The organism is Massilia psychrophila (assembly GCF_002760665.1).
Classification (GTDB): Bacteria; Pseudomonadota; Gammaproteobacteria; order Burkholderiales; family Burkholderiaceae_D; genus JAFCUW01.
Genome location: NZ_PDOB01000006.1, coordinates 82,920 through 106,217, shown reverse-complemented (window position 1 = coordinate 106,217; position 23,298 = coordinate 82,920). Strand labels below are relative to the sequence as shown.

General features: G+C 62.9%; 21 protein-coding genes and 1 pseudogene. 8 read left to right on the top strand and 14 right to left on the bottom strand.

The window, feature by feature from the left end:
- Positions 1 to 10: 10 nt before the first annotated feature.
- The 3 genes from CR103_RS06100 to CR103_RS06090 all read right to left on the bottom strand — a co-directional run bounded on the left by CR103_RS06100 (position 11) and on the right by CR103_RS06090 (position 4,660).
- Positions 11 to 364 (bottom strand): PspC domain-containing protein, encoded by a 354-nt coding sequence (locus CR103_RS06100; RefSeq protein WP_099915110.1) that lies wholly within the window; start codon positions 362 to 364, stop codon positions 11 to 13.
- A 79-nt stretch (positions 365 to 443) separates the two neighbouring features.
- Complete coding sequence (odhB, locus tag CR103_RS06095) at positions 444 to 1,709, bottom strand: 2-oxoglutarate dehydrogenase complex dihydrolipoyllysine-residue succinyltransferase (protein WP_099915164.1); 1,266 nt, start codon at positions 1,707 to 1,709, stop codon at positions 444 to 446.
- A gap of 95 nt (positions 1,710 to 1,804) precedes the next feature.
- A complete protein-coding gene (locus tag CR103_RS06090; protein ID WP_099915109.1) occupies positions 1,805 to 4,660 on the bottom strand; it encodes a 2-oxoglutarate dehydrogenase E1 component in 2,856 nt (951 codons plus the stop codon).
- Positions 4,661 to 4,961: 301 nt separating this feature from the next.
- On the opposite strand from CR103_RS06090, the gene CR103_RS22510 reads away from it, so the two are divergent.
- From CR103_RS22510 to CR103_RS22500, 4 genes and pseudogenes are all read left to right on the top strand, one after another.
- Positions 4,962 to 5,621, top strand: coding sequence for a hypothetical protein (locus CR103_RS22510; RefSeq protein WP_180279293.1), 660 nt, complete (start codon positions 4,962 to 4,964; stop codon positions 5,619 to 5,621).
- A gap of 41 nt (positions 5,622 to 5,662) precedes the next feature.
- Positions 5,663 to 5,971, top strand: a pseudogene (locus tag CR103_RS22505) (HAMP domain-containing protein); the annotation flags it as partial.
- Positions 5,972 to 6,268: 297 nt separating this feature from the next.
- On the top strand, positions 6,269 to 6,946 hold the full coding sequence (locus CR103_RS06070) for a response regulator (protein WP_099915162.1): 678 nt from the start codon (positions 6,269 to 6,271) through the stop codon (positions 6,944 to 6,946).
- A 116-nt stretch (positions 6,947 to 7,062) separates the two neighbouring features.
- Entirely contained in the window at positions 7,063 to 7,401 is a 339-nt protein-coding gene (locus CR103_RS22500; RefSeq protein WP_180279292.1) for a hypothetical protein, read from the top strand.
- 18 nt (positions 7,402 to 7,419) lie between these two features.
- On the opposite strand, the gene CR103_RS06060 is transcribed toward CR103_RS22500, so the two are convergent.
- The 11 genes from CR103_RS06060 to CR103_RS06010 form a co-directional block, all read right to left on the bottom strand.
- Positions 7,420 to 8,379, bottom strand: a complete 960-nt coding sequence (locus tag CR103_RS06060; protein WP_099915108.1) for a hypothetical protein — start codon at positions 8,377 to 8,379, stop codon at positions 7,420 to 7,422.
- A gap of 75 nt (positions 8,380 to 8,454) precedes the next feature.
- The gene (gluQRS, locus tag CR103_RS06055; protein ID WP_099915107.1) at positions 8,455 to 9,372 is read right to left on the bottom strand and encodes a tRNA glutamyl-Q(34) synthetase GluQRS; all 918 of its coding nucleotides are present in this window, start codon (positions 9,370 to 9,372) and stop codon (positions 8,455 to 8,457) included.
- 10 nt (positions 9,373 to 9,382) lie between these two features.
- The gene (locus CR103_RS06050; RefSeq protein WP_099915106.1) at positions 9,383 to 9,883 is read right to left on the bottom strand and encodes a nuclear transport factor 2 family protein; all 501 of its coding nucleotides are present in this window, start codon (positions 9,881 to 9,883) and stop codon (positions 9,383 to 9,385) included.
- Positions 9,884 to 9,901: 18 nt separating this feature from the next.
- Complete coding sequence (locus tag CR103_RS06045; protein ID WP_099915105.1) at positions 9,902 to 10,924, bottom strand: proline iminopeptidase-family hydrolase; 1,023 nt, start codon at positions 10,922 to 10,924, stop codon at positions 9,902 to 9,904.
- Between the two features lie 272 nt (positions 10,925 to 11,196).
- Positions 11,197 to 12,498: a citrate synthase gene (locus CR103_RS06040; RefSeq protein WP_099915104.1), complete on the bottom strand. Its 1,302-nt coding sequence runs from the start codon at positions 12,496 to 12,498 to the stop codon at positions 11,197 to 11,199.
- Between the two features lie 53 nt (positions 12,499 to 12,551).
- Positions 12,552 to 12,818: an FAD assembly factor SdhE gene (locus CR103_RS06035; protein WP_099915103.1), complete on the bottom strand. Its 267-nt coding sequence runs from the start codon at positions 12,816 to 12,818 to the stop codon at positions 12,552 to 12,554.
- A gap of 84 nt (positions 12,819 to 12,902) precedes the next feature.
- Complete coding sequence (locus CR103_RS06030) at positions 12,903 to 13,613, bottom strand: succinate dehydrogenase iron-sulfur subunit (protein ID WP_099915102.1); 711 nt, start codon at positions 13,611 to 13,613, stop codon at positions 12,903 to 12,905.
- Between the two features lie 12 nt (positions 13,614 to 13,625).
- A complete protein-coding gene (sdhA, locus tag CR103_RS06025; protein ID WP_099915101.1) occupies positions 13,626 to 15,404 on the bottom strand; it encodes a succinate dehydrogenase flavoprotein subunit in 1,779 nt (592 codons plus the stop codon).
- 1 nt (position 15,405) lies between these two features.
- Entirely contained in the window at positions 15,406 to 15,771 is a 366-nt protein-coding gene (gene sdhD / locus CR103_RS06020) for a succinate dehydrogenase, hydrophobic membrane anchor protein (protein WP_099915100.1), read from the bottom strand.
- A gap of 1 nt (position 15,772) precedes the next feature.
- Positions 15,773 to 16,195, bottom strand: coding sequence for a succinate dehydrogenase, cytochrome b556 subunit (sdhC, locus tag CR103_RS06015; protein ID WP_099915099.1), 423 nt, complete (start codon positions 16,193 to 16,195; stop codon positions 15,773 to 15,775).
- A 191-nt stretch (positions 16,196 to 16,386) separates the two neighbouring features.
- The gene (locus CR103_RS06010) at positions 16,387 to 17,184 is read right to left on the bottom strand and encodes a GntR family transcriptional regulator (RefSeq protein WP_099915098.1); all 798 of its coding nucleotides are present in this window, start codon (positions 17,182 to 17,184) and stop codon (positions 16,387 to 16,389) included.
- A gap of 264 nt (positions 17,185 to 17,448) precedes the next feature.
- On the opposite strand from CR103_RS06010, the gene CR103_RS06005 reads away from it, so the two are divergent.
- The 4 genes from CR103_RS06005 to acnA all read left to right on the top strand — a co-directional run bounded on the left by CR103_RS06005 (position 17,449) and on the right by acnA (position 22,933).
- Positions 17,449 to 18,438 (top strand): malate dehydrogenase, encoded by a 990-nt coding sequence (locus CR103_RS06005; protein WP_099915097.1) that lies wholly within the window; start codon positions 17,449 to 17,451, stop codon positions 18,436 to 18,438.
- 154 nt (positions 18,439 to 18,592) lie between these two features.
- Positions 18,593 to 19,591: an HpcH/HpaI aldolase/citrate lyase family protein gene (locus CR103_RS06000; protein ID WP_099915096.1), complete on the top strand. Its 999-nt coding sequence runs from the start codon at positions 18,593 to 18,595 to the stop codon at positions 19,589 to 19,591.
- 25 nt (positions 19,592 to 19,616) lie between these two features.
- Positions 19,617 to 20,192 carry a hypothetical protein gene (locus CR103_RS05995; protein WP_307719681.1) on the top strand — a complete coding sequence of 192 codons (576 nt, stop codon included), beginning with the start codon at positions 19,617 to 19,619 and terminating at the stop codon, positions 20,190 to 20,192.
- 32 nt (positions 20,193 to 20,224) lie between these two features.
- Entirely contained in the window at positions 20,225 to 22,933 is a 2,709-nt protein-coding gene (acnA, locus tag CR103_RS05990) for an aconitate hydratase AcnA (RefSeq protein WP_099915095.1), read from the top strand.
- The last annotated feature ends 365 nt before the right edge of the window (positions 22,934 to 23,298 follow it).

Genomic DNA, 23,298 nt, shown 5'->3' with positions numbered 1-23,298 from the left:
ATTCCTAGTTTTATTCTTCAGGGACGAAAATCCACATCAGCAGATAGATCAGCAGGCCGAAACCGAACGTGAGCGTAAACAGCGCAAACACCAGCCGCCAGATCCACGCTTCCATGCCGGAGGCTTTGCCCAGCCCTCCGCAGACGCCGCCCAGCCAGCGGTCGCTGCGCGAACGGCGCAGCGCGCCGATTTCGCTGGCGAAGTCGCCATTGCCATTGCCACTGCCGGCGCCTGGGCCGGACTGCTTCTCCAAATTGACGACGCTGTCGAGCACCTTGGCCTTGGCGCGTTCGAATTCGGCGTCCGTCAGCGCGCCGGCCTGGTGCAATTCGTGCAAACGTTTGATTTCATCGGAGACATTCATGACGACTACCTCTCAAAAAACACAGTTGGCACGCGCTTGCCGTCAGCGCGCCGGTTTCGGTTCGGCGCATCGCCTCATGTTACAGGTCGAGCAGCAGGCGCGATGGATCTTCCAGCGTTTCCTTCATCGCGACCAGGCCCAAGACGGCTTCGCGGCCGTCGATGATGCGGTGGTCGTACGACATCGCCAGGTAATTCATCGGACGCACCACGACAACGCCGTTTTCGACGACAGCGCGGTCCTTGGTGGCGTGCACGCCGAGGATGGCCGCCTGCGGCGGGTTGATGATCGGGGTCGACAGCATCGAGCCGAAAATGCCGCCGTTCGAGATCGAGAAGGTGCCGCCGGTCAGGTCTTCCATGGTCAGCTTGCCTTCCTTGGCCTTGGCGCCGAATTCGCCGATTTTCTTTTCGATGTCGGCAATCGACATCTGGTCGGCGTTGCGCAGGATCGGCACCACCAAGCCGCGCGGCGAACCGACCGCGATGCCGATGTCGAAGTAGCCGTGGTAGACGATGTCGTTGCCGTCGACCGACGCGTTGATGACAGGGTACTTCTTGAGGGCGGCGACGGCCGCCTTGACGAAGAACGACATGAAGCCGAGCTTGACGCCGTGCTCTTTCTCGAACCTGTCCTTGTACTTGTTGCGCAGGTCGATCACCGGCTGCATGTTCACTTCATTGAACGTTGTCAGGATCGCGTTGGTCGACTGCGACATCACCAGGCGCTCGGCGATGCGGGCGCGCAGGCGGCTCATCGGCACGCGCTCTTCCGGACGATCGCCCAGGCTGGCCATCGCCGGCGCCTGGATCTGCTGCAGCGCCGGTTTCGCCGGTGCGGTAACCAGTGCCATCGGCGCAACCGGCGCAGGCTTTGCGGCCGACGACAGCGCGTCCAGCACGTCGCCCTTGGTGACGCGGCCGTCCCTGCCGGTGCCGGCGACCTGACTGGTACTCATGGCGTTATCGGCCAGTATCTTGGCGGCGGCCGGCATGGCAACGTCGCCCTTGGTGCCCGCGGGCGCGGCAGCGCTTGCGACGCCGGCGACCGGTGCGTTTGGCGTAGCCACTGCCGAAATCGGGATCGGGCTGACCATGGCAGATGCTTCGGTATCGATGATGGCGATCACTTCGCCGGCAACCACGGTGGTGCCGTCGCCCTTGATGATCTGGACGATCACGCCCGCGGCTGGCGCCGGCAGTTCAAGAACCACTTTATCGGTTTCGATGTCGATCAGGTTTTCGTCGCGCGCCACCGGCTCGCCGACTTTCTTGTGCCATGAAAGCATGGTCGCTTCCGCTACCGACTCCGACAGTTGTGGAACCTTGACTTCAATTTGTGCCATGTAGAACTCCGTATCTTGTTTTTTCGGCGCCCCGCCTGTGGCGGGGCGCCGCGTCATTGCTGTATCGCGCAATTGGCGCGGCTCACCACCCGGACCTATTTGGTCAAGATAAAACCCTTGAGTTTCGAGAATGCCGTTTCCAGCAATTCCTTCTGCTGCGCGTAGTGCTTGTCGTAGTAACCGACTGCCGGCGACGCCGAAGCGGGCCGGCCCGCATAGGCCAGGCGCTGGCCTGACTCCAGGCTCTCGAAGATGTTGTGCTGGATTTGGAACCACGGCCCCTGGTTCTGCGGCTCGTCCTGGGTCCATACCAGCTCGGTCGCATTCGGGAACTTCTTCAGTTCGGCTGCAAACGACTTGTGCGGGAACGGATACAGCTGCTCGACACGGATGATGGCGACGTCAGTCAGGCCGCGCGTCTTGCGGGCGTTGACCAAGTCGTAATAGACCTTGCCGGAGCAGGCGATGACGCGCTTGACTTTCTTCGCCTCGACCTTGTCGTCGACTTCGCCGATCACGGTCTGGAAGGCGCCCTTGGCCAGATCGGTCAAGGCGGAACCGGCGTCCTTGTTACGCAACAGCGACTTCGGCGTCATGATGACCAAGGGCTTCCTGAACTGGCGCACCATCTGGCGGCGCAGCAGGTGGAAGATCTGCGCCGACGTCGTCGGTTGCACCACTTGCATGTTGTTGTCGGCGCACAGTTGCAGGAAACGCTCGGGACGGGCCGACGAGTGCTCGGGACCCTGGCCTTCATAACCGTGCGGCAGCATCATCACCAGGCCGGAAGCGCGGCCCCACTTCACTTCGCCGGAGCTGATGAACTGGTCGATCACCACCTGGGCGCCGTTGGCGAAGTCGCCGAACTGCGCTTCCCAGATGGTCAGCGTGTTCGGCTCGGCCGTCGAATAGCCGTACTCGAAGGCGAGCACCGCTTCTTCCGACAGCACCGAGTCGATCACCGTGAACGGCGCCTGGGCCTCCGACACATTCGACAGCGGGACATAACTGCCGGCATCCCAGCGCTCGCGGTTCTGGTCGTGCAGCACCGCGTGGCGGTGCACGAAGGTACCGCGACCGGCGTCCTGGCCGGTCAGGCGGATCGCGTAGCCGGACGACACCAGCGAAGCGTAGGCCAGGTGTTCGCCCATGCCCCAGTCGAGGTTCGACTCGCCGCGGCCCATCGAGGCGCGGTCGGCCAGTACTTTTTCGACCAACGAGTGGACCTTGAAGTCTTCCGGCACCGTGGTGATGCGCTGGGCCAGGCGTTTCAGTTCGGTCATCGGCACCGCCGTGTCGGCGCTGTCGGTCCACTTTTTGTTCAGGAACGGCAGCCAGTCGACGGCGTACTTGTTCTTGAAGTTCGAGATGACCGGGTCGACCGTGTGCTTGCCGGCGTCCATGGCGTCGCGGAAGGCGGCAACCATCTTGTCGCCGGCGTCGAGCGCGATGGTGCCTTGCGCGGCCAGCTTGTCGGCGTACAGCTTGCGGGTGCCCGGGTGCTGGGCGATCTTCTTGTACATCAGCGGCTGGGTCAGCGCCGGGGTGTCCTGCTCGTTGTGGCCGAGCTTGCGGTAGCAGATGATGTCGAGGACGATGTCCTTCTTGAACAGCACGCGGTAGTCCATCGCGATCTGGGTCGCCAGCACCACGGCTTCGGGATCGTCGCCGTTAATGTGCAGCACCGGCGCTTCGATCATCTTGACCACGTCCGAGCAGTACAAGGTCGAGCGCGAGTCGCGCGGGTCCGACGTGGTGAAGCCGATCTGGTTGTTGATCACGATGTGCACCGTGCCGCCGGTGCCGTAGCCACGCGTCTGCGCCAGGTTCAGCGTTTCCATCACCACGCCCTGGCCGGCGAAAGCGGCGTCGCCGTGCACCAGGATCGGCAGCACTTGCGAGCCTTCCTTGTCGCCGCGGCGGTCCATGCGCGCCTTGACGGAACCCTCGACGACCGGGTTGACGATCTCGAGGTGGGAAGGATTAAAGGCCAGCGACAGGTGAACCGGGCCGCCGGCGGTCGAGATATCGCTCGAGAAGCCCTGGTGGTACTTGACGTCGCCCGACGGCAGTTCGTCGCCGTGCTTGCCTTCGAATTCTTCGAACAATTCGGCCGGCGACTTGCCGAGCGTGTTGACCAGCACGTTCAGGCGGCCGCGGTGGGCCATGCCGATGACGATTTCCTGCACGCCGTTTTCGCCGGCGCGCTGGATCGTTTCGTCGATCGAGGCGATGAACGACTCGGAACCCTCCAGCGAGAAGCGCTTCTGGCCGACGTATTTGGTGTGGAGGTAGCGCTCGAGGCCTTCGGCGGCCGTCAGGCGGTCGAGGATGTGGATTTTTTTCTCGGCCGTGAAATTCGGCGTCGAGCGAATCGATTCGAGCTTTTCCTGCAGCCAGCGCTTCTCGGCCGGATCGCTGATGTACATGAACTCAGCGCCGATCGAACGGCAATAAGTTTCGCGCAGGAAGTTGAGCAGGTCGCGCAGGGACGCAGTTTCCTGGCCAAAATAGGTGTTGCTGATATTGAACTGGATGTCCAGGTCGGCATCGGTGAAGCCGTAGAACGCCGGTTCCATTTCAGGAATGGTCGGCCGCTCCTGGCGCTGCAGCGGGTCCAGGTTGGCCCATTGCGAACCGAGGTTGCGGTAGGTGGCGATCAGCTGGGTGACGGCGACGCGCTTGCGTCCCATTTCGGCGTCGGCCGAAGCGGTCACGACACGCATGGGGCCGGCCTTCGCGCGTTCCGCGAACGAGGCGATGACGGAGGCGTGGGCGACGTCGGGCTTGTTCGAACCGTCCACTGCCGGCACGTTCTGCATCGAGTCGAAATACGAGCGCCAGTTGTCGGGCACAGAACCAGGGTTGTCGAGATAAGCCTCGTATAAATCTTCCACGTAGGGGGCGTTACCACCGAACAGATATGAGTTCGCTGTCTGTTGCTGCATCATCTTGCTCACCTTTCTTCGCGCTTCGCGAAATTGGCGGGTTAATCTAACCTTCCGCGACACGGCCTGACCGGTTAGCGGATTGCACATCAAGTTGTGGGGAAGGACTTTTATATCTGAAATCTTTGAGGCTCATCACAATACCACGCGATATTGTAACGCGACACCCAATCGTGCGAATAACACGACGGAATGTTGCATTCCAAGAACTTTCCCGCTTGCTGCCCTCGCCTGCCACAGTGTTGCTTTTAGGCTATTTTGTATGACACTCACGGCTTGATCGATTCCCGAAAGGCCCTTTCGCATGAGACTGTCGATCGGCCACCGCCTGTTTGCCTGCGTACTGTTGGCGATTCTCGCGGTCGCGGCCAGCGCCATCTTGCTGCTGCGCCAGCAGGTGACGGACAGCTTTTCCGACTACGCGCAAAGCATCGAGCTCGACCGCCTTGGCGAACTGTCGGCGGCGCTGGCGGCCGGCTACCAAGCTTATGAAGGCTGGGGCTTCATCGGCGGCGGCCAGGCGGTGCGCCAAGATTGGATCGTCGGCGAACTGGCGCGCCTGCAGCGCGAACGCCGCGCCCCCGGGCCGGCCCGAACCGCCAGCGGCGGCGGCGGGAGGGAGCTGGCGCCAGCGGCGGCCCAGCCAATCCAGCCACCCCAGCCACCCCAGCCACCCCAGCCGCCCTTGCCGCCGCTGCCGCCGCCCGCCATGCCAAACGCCCCCGAGACGCCGGCGGGCTTCGCTGTCGATGCCGAACTGCCGCTGCAGGAGCGCATCAGCCTGCTCGATGCGCAAGGCAGATGGCTGGCCGGCCGGCTGCCGGGCGCCGAACTGGCGGCGCGGCGCGGCGCGCCATCCCGGGCACAGGCGCGCCGATCGGCTACCTCGCGGTGGCCAGGGCGCGCCGCCCGAGCGATGCGCTGGCCGGCGCCTTCCTGCAACAGCTGGGGCACAACGTGCTGATCATCGGCGCTGCCGGCATCGCATTGAGCGCGCTGACGGCCATGCTGCTGGCGGCGCATTTCCGGCGCCCGATCGCCCGCCTGAACATCGGTGCCCGCCTGCTTGCCGAAGGCCGTTTCGACACTCGCCTGCCTGAACAGCGCAGCGACGAGCTGGGCGAACTGGCACAAAGCTTCAACCGGCTGGCGCATACCCTCGGCGCGGCCGAGGATGCGCGACGCCAGTGGGTGGCCGACACCTCGCACGAGCTGCGCACCCCGCTGTCGGTGCTGCGCGCCCAGTTGGAAGCGATCCAGGATGGCGTGCGCCCGGCCGGCAGGGACAGCACCGCGGCGATGCTGCGCCAGGTGATGTCCCTCCAACACCCTGCTCGACCAGCTGTACGCGCTGGCGCGCGCCGACGTTGGCGAGCTCGGATGCAACAAGGCGCCGCTCGACCTGTGGCAGCTCGCTTGCGAGCAGGCCGGCGCAAAGCTGGGCCAGCGTTTTTACCGGGTCGACGCGTCGCGCAGCCGTTCGCTGGGCGGGGCCGGCCTCGGGCTTGCGCTGTGCCTGCGCATCGCCGAGGCGCATGGCGGACAACTGGCGTTCGCGCATTCGCCACTGGGCGGCCTGCGGGTGATGCTGTCGCTGCCGCTGTTGCCGGCATGAGCGCGTCGCTGTTCATCGTCGAGGACGAGCCGGAACTGGCGGCGCTGGTGGCCGACTATGCGCGGGCGGCCGGCTACGCGCCGACAATGTTTGGCAACGGCCTCGATGCGCTGGCGGCGGTGCGCGCCGGCGACCCCGATCTGATCGTGCTTGACCTGATGCTGCCTGGCCTGGACGGGTTGGCCGTGTGCCGTGCGGTACGCTCGTTCTCAAGCGTGCCGATCGTGATGGTGACGGCGCGGGTGGCAGAGATCGACCGGCTGATCGGGCTGGACACTGGCGCCGACGACTACCTGTGCAAACCGTTCAGCCCGCGCGAACTGATGGCACGCATCAAAGCCATATTGCGGCGGGCGTCCCCGCGGCGGGCCGACTTCGCTGCACCTGGTAGCTGGCTCAGCGTCGACGCCGCCGGCCAGCGCATGTCGATTCACGGCCGCCCGCTCGCGCTGACGCCGACCGAATTTTTCATCCTGGCCGGCATGGCTGCTAGGCCAGGCCAGGTGTTCTCGCGCGCGCAGTTGCTCGACCTGGCCTGCCAGGACAGCCTCGGCGTGGGCGACCGCGCCGTCGACAGCCACATCAGGAACCTGCGCCGCAAGCTCGCCGCCGCGCTGCCGGACTTCGACGCCATCCATTCGATCTACGGCCTGGGCTATCGGCTCGACCTGTAAAAGTTTCCCCGCCTTCTACACGGTTTCTCCACAATCGGGCGGCACACTGGGGTCATCGGCTGCGCATTTTCTCCACCGACTGCACGCCGACCAATCCCGATCAACCAGGAGACACCATGAACATCATTTCGCTGCTGTTGCCAGGCATGTTCATCATGCTCGGCACGGTTGCAGGCGCGGCGCCGGCAAACGAACCCGATCAACACAGCTGCCACTCGAGCAGCGGCAGGTGCCCGCCGCCACCGTTGCCGCCCGAGCCCCCTGTTCCACCCGCCCCGCCTGCGCCACCCCCGCTGCCGGCGGTCCCCACTGCGGCGCACGCCGCTTGCGCAGCCAAGACCGCCGGCACGTTGCTTACGTACGTTGTCGGCAAGGGCGAGACAATGACCGGAATGTGCGAGCGTGAAGGCGGCAAGATGCAGTTCTTGCTGCGCTCGTACGCGCTGAAGGACTGAAAGCCGCCCCGGCGCGCTTTAAAACACCCGGCCGATGCCCACCAGCAGGATATCGGAATCGCGGTGGTAGTCGGTGACGACCCGGCTGAAACTGAGCTGGGCGCGCCAATCCGGATTGATCCGGTAGCGCATGCCGATGGTGACGATCGGCACCAAGTGGGTCTTCGATGCTTCGTTCGCGTTGTTGCGGTTGATGCGGTCGCGCATCAGGTAGCCGCCGCCGCCCAGTTCGAGCACGGTGCGGTCGGTGAACGGGCGCAGCAGCCAGATTTGCCCGGCCACGCCCTTGCGCTGCACCAGCCCGACCCGTCCTTCATTGAGCGCGGTGACGCTCCATTCCATGTTCTGGGTGACGGTATCGCGGTACTCGATGCCGTAGGCGGCAGCGCGCTCGGATTCGAAACTGTTGACGATAGCCTGGCCGGCCTGGACCATCAACAGCCGGTCGCCCGGCCTCTCGGTTTTCAGGCGCTCGCGGTCCGGCACGTTCTTCAATTCATAGCCCATGCCGATCAGCACGCTGTTCGAATCGCCGTCGCCATGCGTGCTGACGTGATTGACGCGCACTTCCACGTAGGAACGCTTCTTAAAATGCCATTTTGCGCTGGCGCTGAACAATTTGCCCCAGCCGTGCAAATTGCGGTAATCGCTGGCGGCCCCAAGGCCGGTGGTGGTGTCGAAATAATAATAGGGGCCGACGGCAACGCCGAACGAGGCGCCATGCTCCGGGTACGGCGTGTGCAGCCACAGCTGCGAGGTAAAGCCGTCGCGGTGATGCTGGCGCGGATGACCTTCGTTGTAGTACTCGGCACTGAGCGAGAAGAAGTCGTTCATCCGCTGCGAAAAGCCGAGTTCGGCGGCGAACGAGCGTTCCTGCGCCTTATGGCTGTCGAGTGAACCGGCCAGCAGCGAAACGTCCTGGGCGCAAGCCAGGCTGGATGCGGCCAGCCACGACAGTATCAGAAATTTAATGTGCATAATAAATCCTTTTGTCTTTCACATTATGCCGGACAGCCAGGAATTCGCCCACACGGCGCGCTTGCCGACGACGGCTTACAGCGTCTCGCCATGCGCCGCCAGCAAGCTCGCCCAGGCGCCAATCGCCGCCGGCCAGAATGCGGCCAGCGACCTGCAGGGTTCGCGCGCGGCAGTGTCAAGCGGCAAGCCGAGGCTGCGCGCCGCTGCCAGCAAGGCGGCCACCGCTTCGGCTTCGCCCTGCGGCGTCACCGCGCAAGCGCCCGTCTGCTTGGACAGCTTCTCGCCATGTTCGTTGCGTAGCACCGGCACGTGAAGGTAGCGCGGCGTCGGCACGCCGAGCAGGCGCTGCAGGTAGATCTGGCGCGGCGTCGAATCGAGCAGGTCGGCACCGCGCACCACGTCGGTGACGCCTTGCGCGGCATCGTCGACCACCACCGCCAGCTGGTAGGCCCAATAACCGTCGGCGCGCCGGAGCACGAAGTCGCCGGCGTCCCGCGCCAGGTAGTGCAGGACCGGTCCGGCAAAGCGGTCGACGAAGCGCACTAGGTCCTCGCCCGGCGCGGGGACGCGCAGGCGCAGACTGCGCATGGCTTTGCCGGCGCCGAGGCCCTGGCGGCAGGTGCCGGGATACACCGCCGAGCCGTCGGGCGCGGTGCCGAGCCGCGAGTCGGCGATCTCGCGCCGGTTGCAGCCGCACGGATAGCTAGCCTCGCGCAGGTGCTCGAACGCCGCCTGGTACAGCGCGCCGCGCCGGCTTTGCCACATGACTTCGCCATCCCGGTGCATGCCGAGCTGGCGCAGCAGGTCCAGCACCGCATCGGCCGCGCCCGGCGCGCTGCGCGCCTCGTCGACATCCTCGATGCGCACCAGCCAGCGGCCGCCGTGGGCGCGGGCGTCGAGATAACTGGCCACCGCCGCAACGAGCGAACCGGCATGCAGGCGGCCGGTCGGCGACGGTGCGAAACGGCCAATGTAGTGGGCTTCGCCGGGCACTGCGACCTTTCTATGTTGCGGCGCTCTTCGCCTCGAAATCCTTGATGATCTTGGTGACCGGCGCCGTGACGGCGTTCGGCACGGCGATCGGTAACTGATAATGCTTGATCTCGAAACCGCTCGCCGTCTTGTAGATCACGCCGCTGGCGCGGCACACCCCCATCGACGTATCGAGCAGCTCGTCGAACCAGATGGTGTGCTTGTCGGCGCCGACATAGACGTTACGTTCGATGCGTTTGAAGGCCCAGGCCGATTTGCGCTCGAAGTATTTTTTTGCCCAGGCCTTGAAGTCGTCGCGGCGCCACAGCTCGGTCTTGTCGGTGCCGATGTAGACGCCGTCTTTGGCCATCTTGTCGAAATAGGCCGCGCGTGCGTGCGCCGCATCGTCATGCCACTCGTCGATAAACACGTTGACCTGCTGCCTGATGGCGGCGTCGATGTCCTGGGCGAGCGCGCCGGCGCTGATCAGCAGCAGCAGCAGCAGCGAGCAGGCGAGGATGAATCGCTTCATTGTCGTCCCAGGTGAAATTCAAAAACGGCCGGCGTCGACGTCGCGCAGGAAGCGAATAAGGCCTTCGACGTAGGTCTTCTGGTCATCGTACATGGCCATGTGGCTGCCGTTCGGGCAGTACAGGTAGCGCCCGCGCTTGACCTTGGCGGCCATCATCTTCATGTGAGCCGGGTCCATCGTGTCGTAGCGCGCGCCGATGACGAGCGTCGGCACGCTTACGCGCGGCAGGTCGGCCACGCGGTCCCAGTCCAGCAACGCGCCGCTGGCGCCCAGTTCGCTGGGACCTTGCATCGGGATGTAGACCTTGTTATTGACCTTTTTGAACGAACGCATGACCGGCTCCGGCCATGTATCCGGCGGCATGCGCAAGATGTGATGGGCATAGTGGTGCGGCATCAACAGGTCCATGTAACGCGGATCGGCATATTTGCCGTCGGTCTCGAGTTGCCGGATTTCCGCCAGCGCCTCCTGGTCCATCGCCGGCATCAGCACTTTTTGCGCATACGCGTTGTAAGCCGGGATGCTGGCCATCATGTTCGAGATGATCACGCCTTTCAAATTTTGCGGGTATTTCAGCGCATATTCGATCGCCAGGATGCCGCCCCAGGAGTGGCCCAGCACAAAGAAATTGCTGCGGTCGAGCCCAAGCGCCTTGCGCACCTGCTCGACCTCGTCCACATAGCGCGGCAGGTTCACCAGCGAAGGCTCGTCAGGCTGGTCGCTATAGGCCGAACCGAGCTGGTCGTAGTAATAATATTCGACGCTGGCGCCCGGCAGATAGCTGTCGAACGCTTCGAAGTATTCGTGCGTCATGCCGGGGCCACCGTGCAGCAGCAAGACCTTGATGGTCGGATTGTTGCCGACACGCTTGGTCCAGACATTGAAGCTGCCTTTGGGCGTGGATATGGGAATCATCCGCACCCCGCCGGTCAACACATCGCTGCGCCCGGCGTTGCTGAACCAGGCGGCCGGCGGCGCCGGGTTGGCGGCGCTGCAGACGTTCATCAGCAGTAGTAAGGCAAAGGCAAACAATGACTTCATGCAATCCTCGTGACGGTGATCTTTCTGGAGTAAATATTGTACACCTACCAATATTGATCCAGGCCGCAAATCGTACTTCTCAGCTTTGATTGGCCTCTTCAGCGGTGGCGGCCTGCGGGCAATGCCGTTGCTGCTGGTTGCTGCTGGTTGCGGCTGGTTGCTGCTCATTGCGGCGGCCCGGGGCAAGTGCAAGTAACCGTCGTTTCAATCATCGCGTTAAACAATCGAAAAAAAAGCGAGCCGAAGCTCGCTTTTTTCATGGCCTTTGAAAATCAGCGCTGGTCCATCGCCGGCACATCGCGCGTGGTGTCGCCGATGTACAGCTGGCGCGGACGGCCGATCTTTTGCTCGGGATCGGCGATCATCTCGTTCCACTGGGCGATCCAGCCGACGGTGCGGGCCATCGCGAAGATACCGGTGAACAGCGACACCGGGATGCCGAGCGCCGATTGCACGATGCCGGAGTAAAAATCGACGTTCGGATACAGTTTGCGCGACACGAAATACTCGTCTTCCAGGGCGATTTTCTCCAGCGCCATCGCCAGCTTGAACAACGGGTCGTCGTGCAGGCCGAGTTCGTCGAGCACCTCGTGGCAGGTTTCGCGCATCAATTTTGCGCGCGGGTCGAAGTTCTTGTAGACGCGGTGACCGAAACCCATCAGCTTGACGCCGGAGTTCTTGTCTTTCACCTTGGCGATGAACTCGGGGATGTTGTCGACGGTGCCGATTTCCTTGAGCATGGTGAGTGCCGCTTCGTTGGCACCGCCGTGCGCCGGACCCCACAGGCAGGCGATGCCGGCGGCAATACACGCAAACGGATTGGCGCCGGACGACCCCGCCAGGCGGACCGTCGACGTCGACGCGTTCTGCTCGTGGTCGGCGTGCAGGATGAGGATGCGGTCGAGCGCGCGCACCAGCACGTCGTTGACGACATACTCTTCGCACGGATTGCCGAACATCATGCGCATGAAGTTGGCGCTGTACGACAGGTCGTTGCGCGGATACATGAACGGCTGGCCCATCGAGTACTTGTACGACATGGCCACCAGGGTCGGCATCTTGCCAATCAGGCGGATGGCCGATACTTCGCGGTGGTGCGGATCGTTGATGTCGAGCGAGTCGTGGTAGAACGAGGCCAGCGCGCCGACCGTGCCGACCAGTACCGACATCGGGTGGGCATCGCGGCGGAAGCCACGGAAGAAGAATTGCATCTGCTCGTGCACCATCGTGTGCTTGGTGACGGTCGCGTCAAAGGTCTTGCTCTGTGCGGCACTCGGCAGTTCGCCGTTCAGCAGCAGGTAGCAGGTGTCGAGGAAGTCGCAGTTTTCGGCCAGCTGTTCGATCGGGTAGCCGCGGTAGCGTAGCTCGCCCTTGTCGCCGTCGATGTAGGTGATCGCCGAATTGCAGGCGGCGGTCGACATGAAGCCAGGGTCGTAGGTAAATTTTCCAGTCTGGGCGTACAGCTTGCGGATGTCGATGACGTCCGGGCCGATGGTGCCATTGTAGATCGGCATGTCAATGGCCGCGCTGCCATCGGAGAACGACAGGGTAGCTTTGGTTTCGGAGATATTCATTTCACTTCCTTCTTGGATGCGAGTCTACAAAATAAAAATACGGGAACCGGGCCCTACGTTTGCCGCAGCCGCGCCAGCAGGGCGCGCACGTGCGGCAGGTCAATCTCGCCATCGGGTTCGTTGCGCGCCAGCAGCAAGTCCATCAGCGGGTTGTCCGCCAGGTCGAGCAGGCGCGTCAGCGCATCGACGTCCTCGTCGCTCAGGGTCGCCTCGTTGGCGTCGAGAAAGCGGGTGAGAATCAGGTCATTTTCGAGCAGTCCCCGGCGGCTGCGCCAGCGCAGGCGGGCGCGGTTGGCCGGATCGGATTGATGCGTAGTCACACTAGAGTCCGTTGTTTGGTCAACATCATACTCCGCCTGCCCGAAATGGACAGTACGGTACTACTACTGTATTTATTTTCACAATCAGACGGCGCGGCGGACCATCAATTCCTTGATCTTGCCGATCGCACGGTTCGGGTTCAAGCCTTTCGGGCAGACGTCGACGCAGTTCATGATCGAGTGGCAGCGGAACAGGCGGTACGGGTCTTCCAGGTTGTCGAGCCGCGCGGCGGTGTTCTCGTCGCGCGAGTCGGCGATGAAGCGGTAAGCTTGCAGGAGGCCGGCGGGGCCGACGAACTTGTCCGGGTTCCACCAGAACGACGGGCACGACGTCGAGCAGCAGGCGCACAGGATGCACTCGTACAGGCCATCGAGCTCTTCGCGCTCGAGCGGGCTTTGCAGCCGCTCTTTTTCAGGCGGGATCGAGTCGTTGATGAGGTAGGGCTTGATCGAGTCGTATTGCTTGAAAAACTGCGTCATGTCGACGATCAGGTCGCGGATCACCGGCAGGCCCGGCAGCGGACGCAGCACGATCGGTTCGGTCAGCTCGTTCAGGTTGGTGGTGCAGGCCAGGCCGTTCTTGCCATTAATGTTCATCGCGTCCGAGCCGCACACGCCTTCGCGGCACGAGCGGCGCAGCGACAAGGTGTCGTCGACGTCGGCCTTGATGCGCTGCAGTGCGTCGAGCAGCATCTTGTCGGAGTCCTGCAGCTCGACGGTAACGTCCTGCATGTACGGCTTGGCATCCTGGTCCGGATTGTAGCGGTAGATTTTCAGCTTTACTGTGCGTGTCATGACTTGCCTAACTTAGAATGTGCGTGGTTTTGGCTTGAAGGTATCGACCGTCAGCGGCTTGGTGATCACCGGCTTGTACTCGAGCCGGTTGTTCTCCGAGAAATACAGCGTGTGCTTCATCCAGACGTCGTCGTCGCGCTGCGGGAAATCCATGTGCGCATGCGCGCCGCGCGACTCCTTGCGCGCCACCGCCGAGGCGATGGTCGCCTTGGCCGTTTCGATCAGGTTGTCCAGTTCCAGCGCTTCGACCCGCGCGGTGTTGAACACTTTTGATTTGTCCTTGAACGCCACGTGCTTGCAGCGCTCGGCGAGCAGCATGATTTCCTTGTAACCTTGCGTCAGCAGCGCATCGGTACGGAACACGCCGCAGAACTTCTGCATCGTGGCGCGGATGTCGTTGGCGACGTCTTGCACTTTTTCCGTGCCGGTCGAATTTTCCAGGTTTGCCAAGCGCGCCAGTGCGAAGTCGGCGGCGCCTTCGGGCAGCGGCTTGTTTTCTTTTTGCTTCAGGTTGGAGGCGACGACGTGGTTGCCGGCCGCGCGGCCGAACACCAGCAAATCGAGCAGCGAGTTGGTGCCGAGGCGGTTGGCGCCATGCACCGAGACGCAGGCGCATTCGCCGATCGCGTACAGGCCGTTCACCACGGCGACCGGGTCGCCGTCCTTGGGCGCGACGACCTGGCCGTGGATGTTGGTCGGGATGCCGCCCATCTGGTAGTGAATCGTCGGCACCACCGGAATCGGTTCCTTGGTCGCGTCGACGTTGGCGAACTTGTGGCCGATCTCGAGGATCGACGGCAGGCGCTTGGCGATCGTCTCGGCGCCGATGTGGCGCAAATCGAGCAGCACGTAATCCTTGTTCGGACCGCAGCCGCGGCCTTCCTTGATTTCCTGGTCCATCGAGCGCGACACGAAGTCGCGCGGCGCCAGGTCTTTCAGGGTCGGCGCGTAGCGCTCCATGAAGCGTTCGCCGTTGCTATTGATCAGGATGCCGCCTTCGCCGCGCACCCCTTCGGTGATCAGGACGCCCGCGCCGGCCACGCCGGTCGGATGGAACTGCCAGAACTCCATGTCCTGCAGCGGCAGGCCGGCGCGCGTCGCCATGCCCATGCCGTCGCCGGTGTTAATGAAGGCGTTGGTCGATGCGGCCCAGATACGGCCGGCGCCGCCAGTGGCCATGATCGTCGTTTTCGCTTCCAGGATCATGCATTCGCCCGTCTCCATTTCAAGCGCGACGACGCCGATGACGTCGCCGTCGGCGTCGCGGATCAGGTCGAGCGCCATCCATTCGACAAAGAAGTGGGTGCGGGCGCGCACATTGCGTTGATAGAGCGTGTGCAACAGCGCGTGGCCGGTGCGGTCTGCCGCGGCGCAGGCGCGCTGCACCGGCTTCTCGCCGAAGTTGGCGGTGTGGCCGCCAAAAGGACGCTGGTAAATCGTGCCGTCCGGATTACGGTCGAACGGCATGCCGAAGTGTTCGAGCTCGTAGACCACTTTCGGCGCTTCGCGGCACATGAATTCGATCGCATCCTGATCGCCCAGGTAGTCGCCGCCCTTGACGGTGTCGAACATGTGCCAGTACCAGTCGTCCTCGCTCATGTTGCCGAGCGAGGCGCCAATGCCGCCCTGGGCCGCCACGGTATGCGAACGGGTCGGAAATACCTTCGACAGCACGGCGACGTTCAGGCCGGCTTCTGCCAGTTGCAAGGAAGCGCGCATGCCGGAACCGCCGGCGCCGATGATGACCGCGTCAAAGCGGCGGGTAGGAATTGCGTTTTTAATGGCTGCCACGTTAAACACTCCAGAGAATTTGTACTGTCCAGGCGGCACAGACGAGCAGCCAGACGATGGTGGCCATCTGCAAGGTCAGGCGCAGGCCGACCGATTTGACGTAATCCATCCAGATGTCGCGCAAGCCGACCCAGGCGTGAAAAAACAGCGCCGCAAAAGTGACCAGCGAGAACAGCTTGAACCATTGGTGGGCGAACATGCCGGCCCAGCCTTCATACGTGAAGTTCTGGCCGGAGAGGAAAGAAAACAGCAGGGTAAAGGTATAGACCGCCATCACAACGGCGGTGATACGCTGGGCCAGCCAGTCCTTCAAGCCGTAATGCGCGCCGACGACCATGCGCTTCGGGCCGATATTATTATTAGCCATCTTAAAACACTCCAAACAGTTTGAGGGCGGTGAGGAAGGTCAGCAGCACGCTGGCGGAGAGCACGCCGACGCTGCTTTGGCGGGCCGAATCCTTGTCCAGGCCCAGGTGCAGGTCCATGAACAGGTGGCGCACGCCGGCGCAGAAATGCTGGAAATAGGCCCAGGCCAGGCCGAGGATCACCAGCTTGGCCAGCGGGTGCGAGGCGATGCCGGCGAAGTGTTTGAAGGTGTCTTCCGACAGCAGACTTTGTTGCAGCATGTACAGCACCAGCGGCAGCGCGACGAACATGATGAAGCCGCTGATGCGGTGCAGGATCGATACGATCGATGCCAGCGTCATGCGGTAATTGCTCAGCTCCGTGATATGGATATTACGGAATTCACGCCGCTGTTTTTTTGGAATTTCCCGCACGGCTTCAGACATGACGACACCTCTCTAGACAAACTGACAAAATGATAAAATGATAAAATGATAAGCGCGCTATTTTCAACGATTTTTATGTACTGCAACAGTATCTAGCGTCAGATACCGTGAATTTTTTCTTGAACCCGGCCATTTTAATCCGTGCCGGATATTCCTGCAGGCGCCGCCATCGGCCGCTGACGGGTCGCTGTCTAGGACAAATCGTTTTGATAATGGTGATGGGCAGTCAAGTACAGCCCGCGCCGCAGCTCGACCGCCTTGTCGCCGTAAGTGAACGAAACGCGCTCGGCAAACAGCAGCGGCGTGGCTGCGGCGACGCCCAGCAGCTCGGCCGCGCTGGCGTCGGCGCCGACCGCCCGGATTTTCTCGCTGGCGCGGATCATGCGGGTGCCGAACTCCGACTCGAACAGGCCGTACATCGGCCCTTTGTACTGGTCAAGGCGTTCGGCCGTCAGGCCCTTGAAGATGGCGCCGGGCAGCCACAGTTCTTCAAGGATGGTCGGGGCGCCGTCGAACAACATCAGGCGCCGGATGTAAATCACGGCGTCGCCCGCTTTCAGGTCCAGCAGTTGGGCCACTTCGGCCGGCGCGCTGCGGCGGGCGACGTCGAGGATGCGGTTGTCCGGATGGTGCGGCACGCCGGCGTCGGGCATCAGCCTGAGGAAGCGGAAATGGGCGCGCTCCTCGTGGTGGGTCGACACGAACGTACCCTTGCCCTGGCGCCGCATGACGAGGTTTTCGGCCGCCAGCTCGTCGATCGCCTTGCGCACCGTGCCCTGGCTCACCTTGAAGCGGGCGGCCAGTTCGACTTCGCTGGGAATCAGTTCGCCGGGCTTCCATTCGCCCGATTGCAGGCTTTGCGTGAGCAGCGCCTTGATCTGCTGGTAAAGCGGGCTGAAGGTAGGCAGGTTGCCGGCGCCCGCAGTCGAGCCGCTGGCCCCGGCTGGCATGTTGCCATCGCCTTGAGGATGGGATGGGAGTGGGTTCATAGACCAGGATTTCACCACAATTGGCTTGCGCCGTCCAGCAATAACTCATATATTATGTGTCTTATATAAGACATATGATATAAATTGACAGATGGGCTTGCGCGGCCTAAACTCACGGTCGATCCGGCATACGCCGACGGTTCCGCGCGAGTCAAGCTTCTCCCACCGCGGTCCGGAAGGGGTTCGGTTTCGATATGATTACAGTTTCCCCAAACAAGCGTATCCTCGGCTTCGACCGTTTTCTTTCCCACCTTGGAGATTCTCATGGCTAAAACCCCAATGCGCGTTGCTGTCACCGGCGCCGCCGGCCAGATCGGCTATTCCCTGTTGTTCCGCATCGCTAACGGCGACATGCTGGGCAAGGACCAGCCGGTCATCTTGCAACTGCTGGAAATCGCTGACGAAAAAGCGCAAAAGGCGCTCAAGGGCGTCATGATGGAAGTCGATGACTGCGCCTTCCCGCTGCTGGCCGGCATGACCGCCCACAGCGATCCGATGACCGCGTTCAAGGACGCCGACTTCGCCCTGCTGGTCGGCGCGCGCCCGCGCGGTCCGGGCATGGAACGCAAGGACCTGCTGGAAGCGAACGCGCAGATTTTTACGGTGCAGGGCAAGGCGCTCGACGCCGTCGCTTCGCGTAACGTCAAGGTGCTGGTGGTCGGCAACCCGGCCAATACCAACGCCTATATCGCGATGAAATCGGCGCCTTCGCTGCCAGCCAAAAATTTCACCGCCATGCTGCGCCTGGACCATAACCGCGCGCTGTCGCAAATCGCCGCCAAGGTCGGCAAGCCGGTCGCTTCGATCGAGCAGCTGTGCGTGTGGGGCAACCATTCGCCGACGATGTACGCCGATTACCGTTTCGCCACCATCGACGGCCAGTCGGTCAAGGACACCATCGGCGACGACGCCTGGAACCGCGACACCTTCCTGCCGACCGTCGGCAAGCGCGGCGGAGCGATCATCGAAGCGCGCGGCCTGTCGTCGGCGGCCTCCGCCGCCAACGCGGCGATCGATCACATGCACGACTGGCACCTCGGCACCGGCGGCAAGTGGACCACGATGGGCATCCCGTCGGACGGCTCGTACGGCATCCCGGAAGGCACCATGTTCGGCTTCCCGGTCACGGTCGAGAACGGCGAGTACGCCATCGTCCAGGGCCTCGCCATCGACCAGTTCTCGCAAGAGCGCATCAACCTCACGCTCAAGGAACTGACCGAAGAACGCGACGGCGTCGCCCACCTGCTGGCCTAAGTACCAGGCGGCGCATTTCGTGGAGCCATCCAGCCCACCTGTTCGCCGCACCCGCGTCCGCGCCGCCCCTGGCGGCACTGACGCGGGTAGTTCTTCGCTCCGCTCTTCGCCTGTTTCAAAGCAAATTTCAGCAAATGCTTCCCCAAATACACGCATGAATCCATCCGAAGTCCTATTCCAGGGCAAGCGCCAGCCATTGCTGCTGCCCACCTGCGACCACTACGCCGGCTCCGAAAAGCTGATGCGCAAGTCAAGCGCGCTGCAGCAGGAGCTCGGGCCCCTGTTCGACATCACCTTCGACTGCGAAGACGGCGCCGCTGCTGGCGCCGAGCAGGAACACGCCCACCTGGTCGCCACGCTGCTTGGCGACGACACCAATCGCTTCGGCCGCATCGGCGCGCGCGTGCACGACAGCGCCAGCGCGCACTTCGCTTTCGATGTCGCCACCATCGTCGGCGCCTGCGCCGGCAAGCTGGCCTACCTGACGCTCCCAAAAGCGGACAACCTAGCCGACGTAAAGCGCATGATCGAATTCGTCAACCGCTACGCGCAACCGGCCGGGCGCGCCGCGCTGCCGATCCACGTGCTGATCGAAACCCATGGCGCGCTGCGCGACGCCTGGGACATCGCCGCCCTGCCCCAGGTCGAGTGCCTCTCGTTTGGCATCATGGATTTCGTCTCGTCCCACTACGGCGCCATCCCCGGCAACGCCATGCGCACGCCGCTGCAGTTCACCCACCCGCTGGTGGTGCGCGCCAAGCTGGAGATGGTGGCGGCCTGCCACGCCCATGGCAAGGTGCCCGCGCACAACGTGACGACCGAACTCAAGGACAGCGCGGTGGTCGCCAACGACGCCCAGCGCGCCGCCGCCGAATTCGGTTTCACCCGCATGTGGAGCATCCATCCGAACCAGATCAAGCCGATCATCAAGGCTTTCACCCCGCGCATGTCGGAAGTCAATGAGGCAACCAACATCCTGGTCGATGCGGCCAACGCGCGCTGGGGACCGATTGCCCAGCATGGCCGGCTACACGACCGTGCCAGCTACCGCTATTATTGGACCGTACTGCAGCGCGCGAAGCTGGCAGGCCTGGCGTTGCCGGAAGCTGCGGCGGCACTGGTCAATCAAGACTCCCAACCGGAACCCATTTAATTCAATGACCACATTTTCCAAAACAATGATCGCTGTCAGCCTGGCGCTGGCCGCGGCGAGCCTGGTGGCGGCGCCGTCGTTCGCCGCCGAGCCAAAGAAACCTGCCAAAACCAAGGCCGCGGCCAAGGCCGTGCATCCGAAAGCGGAAGCGTCGGCGATTCCCGACGGTCCCGACGCCGACACCACCGACAGCACCACCACCGACTACAGCTGCGAACTGGGCAACAAGCTGACGATCTTCATCAACGAAAAAGACGATTCGCACATCGCGCTGCGCTGGAAGAAGCGCATCCACCGGTTAGAGCGGGTCGGCACCACCACCGGCGCCCAGCGTTTCGAAAACACCACGTTCGGCCTGATCTGGATCGGCATTCCGTCGAAAGGCATGCTGCTCGACGCCAAGCAGAACCGTCAGCTGGCGAACGAATGCAAGAATGCCGACCAGGTAGCCGGCAACGCCGCATCGTCGAAGCCAGCCGGGACGGTTTCGGCCACAGTGAAGGAAACAATCGAGCCGATGCTGCCGACGCTGCCGACGCCGGCAAAGATAACGGCACCGGCACCTGAAACAATGCCGCCGGCGCCGGCCACACCGCTTTAATCTAATAACAAGCCACCACTAAAGGAGAGGTTATGTCCAGCAACACCATGAACACGCTCAAGGATTTCAAACTGTCGGCCGGCAAGAAGGGCCAGTTTTACTCGCTGCCTGCCCTGGAAAAAAGCTTGGGCGTCAACATTTCGCGCCTGCCGGTATCGATCCGCATCGTGCTCGAATCGGTGCTGCGCAACTGCGACGGCAAGAAGGTCACCGAAGAGCACGTGCGCCAGCTGGCCAACTGGGCGCCAAACGGCGAGCGCACCGATGAAATCCCGTTCGTCGTCGCCCGCGTGGTGCTGCAGGACTTCACCGGCGTGCCGCTGCTGGCCGACCTGGCCGCGATGCGCAACGTTGCCCACAAGATGGGCCTGAACCCGAAAAACATCGAGCCGCTGGTGCCGGTCGACTTGGTGGTCGACCACTCGGTGACGATCGACCATTTCCGCGAAAAAGGCGCGCTCGACCTGAACATGAAGCTGGAATTCTCGCGCAACAACGAGCGTTACCAGTTCATGAAATGGGGCATGCAGGCGTTCGACACCTTCGGCGTGGTGCCGCCGGGCTTCGGCATCGTCCACCAGGTCAACCTCGAGTACCTGGCGCGCGGCGTCCACAAGGCCGGTAACACGTACTATCCCGACACCCTGGTCGGCACCGATTCGCACACCACCATGATCAACGGCATCGGCGTCGTCGGCTGGGGCGTCGGCGGCATCGAAGCCGAAGCCGGCATGCTGGGCCAGCCGGTCTACTTCCTGACCCCCGACGTGGTCGGCGTCCACCTGCTCGGCGCGCTGCGCGAAGGCTGCACCGCCACCGACCTGGTGCTGACCATCACCGAATTGCTGCGCCGCGAAAAAGTCGTCGGCAAGTTCGTCGAGTTCTTCGGCGACGGCACCGAGTCCTTGACCCTGACCGACCGCGCCACGATCGCCAACATGGCACCTGAATACGGCGCCACGATGGGATTTTTTCCGGTCGACGACGCCACCGTCGAATACTTCAAAGGCACCGGCCGCACGGACGACGAGATCACCGCTTTCCAGAACTACTACAAGGCGCAGGGCATGTACGGCATCCCGCAAGCGGGCGACATCGACTACACCCGCGTCGTCACGCTCGACCTTGCCACCGTCACGCCGTCACTGGCCGGCCCGAAGCGTCCGCAGGACCGTATCGAACTGGGCAACGTCAAGTCGAATTTCGCCGAACTGTTTTCCAAGCCGACCTCGGAAAACGGTTTCAACAAGATCGCCGCCGATCTGACCAACGTGTATGAGACCAGCAATGGCTTGAACGTCAAGAACGGCGACGTGCTGATCGCCGCCATCACTTCCTGCACCAACACCTCGAACCCGAGCGTGATGCTGGCCGCCGGCCTGTTGGCCAAAAAAGCGGTGGAAGCCGGCTTGACGGTGGCGCCGCACATCAAGACGTCGCTGGCGCCCGGCTCGCGCGTGGTGACCGAGTACCTGACCGCGGCCGGCCTGCTGCCGTACATGGAGCAACTGGGCTTTGGCGTCACCGCCTATGGCTGCACCACCTGCATCGGCAACGCCGGCGACCTGACGGCCGAAATGAACACGGCGATCATCGACAACGACATCGTCGCCTCGGCCGTCCTGTCGGGCAACCGCAACTTCGAAGCGCGGATCCACCCGAACATCCGTTCCAACTTCCTCGCCTCGCCGCCACTGGTGGTGGCCTACGCGATCGCCGGCAACATGACGCGCGACCTGATGACCGAGCCGGTCGGCAAAGGCACGGGCGGACGCGACGTCTACCTGGGCGACATCTGGCCGACCTCGAAAGAAGTCAACGACGTGATGAAGTTCGCCATGAACGCCGACGTGTTCAAGAAGAACTACGCCGACGTCAAGGGCGCGCCGGGCGCACTGTGGGAAAAAGTCACAACGGTGTCGGGCCAGGTCTACAACTGGCCGACCTCGACCTACATCGCCGAGCCGCCGTTTTTCGACGACTTCACGATGACGCCGAAAGCGGCCGCCACCGGCATCCTTGGCGCGCGCGCGCTGGGCGTGTTCGGCGACTCGATCACCACCGACCACATCTCCCCGGCCGGTTCGATCCAGGAAAACGGCCCGGCCGGCCAGTGGCTCAAGGCCAAGGGCGTCCTGAAGGCTGACTTCAACTCCTACGGCTCGCGCCGCGGCAACCATGAAATCATGATGCGCGGCACCTTTGCCAACGTGCGCATCAAGAACCGCATGATCCCGGCCAAGGCCGACGGTTCGGCAGTCGAAGGCGGCATCACGATCCACCAGCCGTCGGGCGAACAGATGTCGATCTACGACGCGGCGATGCGCTACGTCGCCGACGGCGTGCCGACGATGGTGTTCGGCGGCGAAGAGTACGGCACCGGCTCGTCGCGCGACTGGGCTGCCAAGGGCACCCAGCTGCTGGGCGTAAAAGCTGTCATTACCCGATCCTTCGAGCGCATCCACCGCTCCAACCTGGTCGGCATGGGCGTGCTGCCACTGCAGTTCATCGGCGACGACAGCGTGCAGACGCTCGGTATCACCGGCGACGAGACGTTCGACCTGAAGGGCCTGGAAGGCGAGATCAAGCCGCAGCAACTGGCTACCCTGGTCATCCACCGCGCCAACGGCGAGACGCAGGACGTGTGCGTACTGCTGCGCATCGATACCCCGATCGAAGTCGATTACTACAAGCACGGCGGCATCCTGCCGTTCGTCTTGCGCCAGCTGCTGGCTGCGTAACGCAGGCTTGACCTGGAGCGTCCCCCGCGGACGCTTTCAAAAAACGCCGAATGAGTTCGGCGTTTTTTTGGCCTGGATCGTGGTCTCTGCACGATCCGCCGCAGCGCGCTTCGCGTGTGCGCGGTGGCAAGTGCCGGGGCGCCGGTTTTAAACCGGTTTTCTTTCTATGGTATTTTTTGCAGCGATGATCGAAAACCAGCTCAGGTACGCCGCCACTGCTCATGAAACACTGGCAGGCATCGACCAATGAGCCAAATTTTTGCAACAGCGGATAAGGCACAGCACCATTTTTAGCCCTGCTTGCGCCGTGTTCATCGTCCGTGGCCGAATCAACTACAATACGGGTGATGAGGGTTGGTCGTCAA

What these genes read in the sequence shown, in the direction of transcription:
- CR103_RS05995 (WP_307719681.1), top strand. Translation starts at nt 19,617, where the DNA reads ATGATCGCTGTCAGCCTGGCGCTGGCCGCGGCGAGCCTGGTGGCGGCG.
- CR103_RS22510 (WP_180279293.1), top strand. Translation starts at nt 4,962, where the DNA reads ATGAGACTGTCGATCGGCCACCGCCTGTTTGCCTGCGTACTGTTGGCG.
- CR103_RS06050 (WP_099915106.1), bottom strand. Translation starts at nt 9,883, where the DNA reads ATGAAGCGATTCATCCTCGCCTGCTCGCTGCTGCTGCTGCTGCTGATC.
- sdhD (WP_099915100.1), bottom strand. Translation starts at nt 15,771, where the DNA reads ATGGCTAATAATAATATCGGCCCGAAGCGCATGGTCGTCGGCGCGCAT.
- CR103_RS06000 (WP_099915096.1), top strand. Translation starts at nt 18,593, where the DNA reads ATGAATCCATCCGAAGTCCTATTCCAGGGCAAGCGCCAGCCATTGCTG.
- CR103_RS06060 (WP_099915108.1), bottom strand. Translation starts at nt 8,379, where the DNA reads ATGCACATTAAATTTCTGATACTGTCGTGGCTGGCCGCATCCAGCCTG.
- CR103_RS06070 (WP_099915162.1), top strand. Translation starts at nt 6,269, where the DNA reads ATGAGCGCGTCGCTGTTCATCGTCGAGGACGAGCCGGAACTGGCGGCG.
- odhB (WP_099915164.1), bottom strand. Translation starts at nt 1,709, where the DNA reads ATGGCACAAATTGAAGTCAAGGTTCCACAACTGTCGGAGTCGGTAGCG.
- CR103_RS22500 (WP_180279292.1), top strand. Translation starts at nt 7,063, where the DNA reads ATGAACATCATTTCGCTGCTGTTGCCAGGCATGTTCATCATGCTCGGC.
- CR103_RS06090 (WP_099915109.1), bottom strand. Translation starts at nt 4,660, where the DNA reads ATGATGCAGCAACAGACAGCGAACTCATATCTGTTCGGTGGTAACGCC.
- CR103_RS06005 (WP_099915097.1), top strand. Translation starts at nt 17,449, where the DNA reads ATGGCTAAAACCCCAATGCGCGTTGCTGTCACCGGCGCCGCCGGCCAG.
- CR103_RS06010 (WP_099915098.1), bottom strand. Translation starts at nt 17,184, where the DNA reads ATGAACCCACTCCCATCCCATCCTCAAGGCGATGGCAACATGCCAGCC.
- CR103_RS06030 (WP_099915102.1), bottom strand. Translation starts at nt 13,613, where the DNA reads ATGACACGCACAGTAAAGCTGAAAATCTACCGCTACAATCCGGACCAG.
- CR103_RS06045 (WP_099915105.1), bottom strand. Translation starts at nt 10,924, where the DNA reads ATGAAGTCATTGTTTGCCTTTGCCTTACTACTGCTGATGAACGTCTGC.
- CR103_RS06100 (WP_099915110.1), bottom strand. Translation starts at nt 364, where the DNA reads ATGAATGTCTCCGATGAAATCAAACGTTTGCACGAATTGCACCAGGCC.
- acnA (WP_099915095.1), top strand. Translation starts at nt 20,225, where the DNA reads ATGTCCAGCAACACCATGAACACGCTCAAGGATTTCAAACTGTCGGCC.
- sdhC (WP_099915099.1), bottom strand. Translation starts at nt 16,195, where the DNA reads ATGTCTGAAGCCGTGCGGGAAATTCCAAAAAAACAGCGGCGTGAATTC.
- CR103_RS06040 (WP_099915104.1), bottom strand. Translation starts at nt 12,498, where the DNA reads ATGAATATCTCCGAAACCAAAGCTACCCTGTCGTTCTCCGATGGCAGC.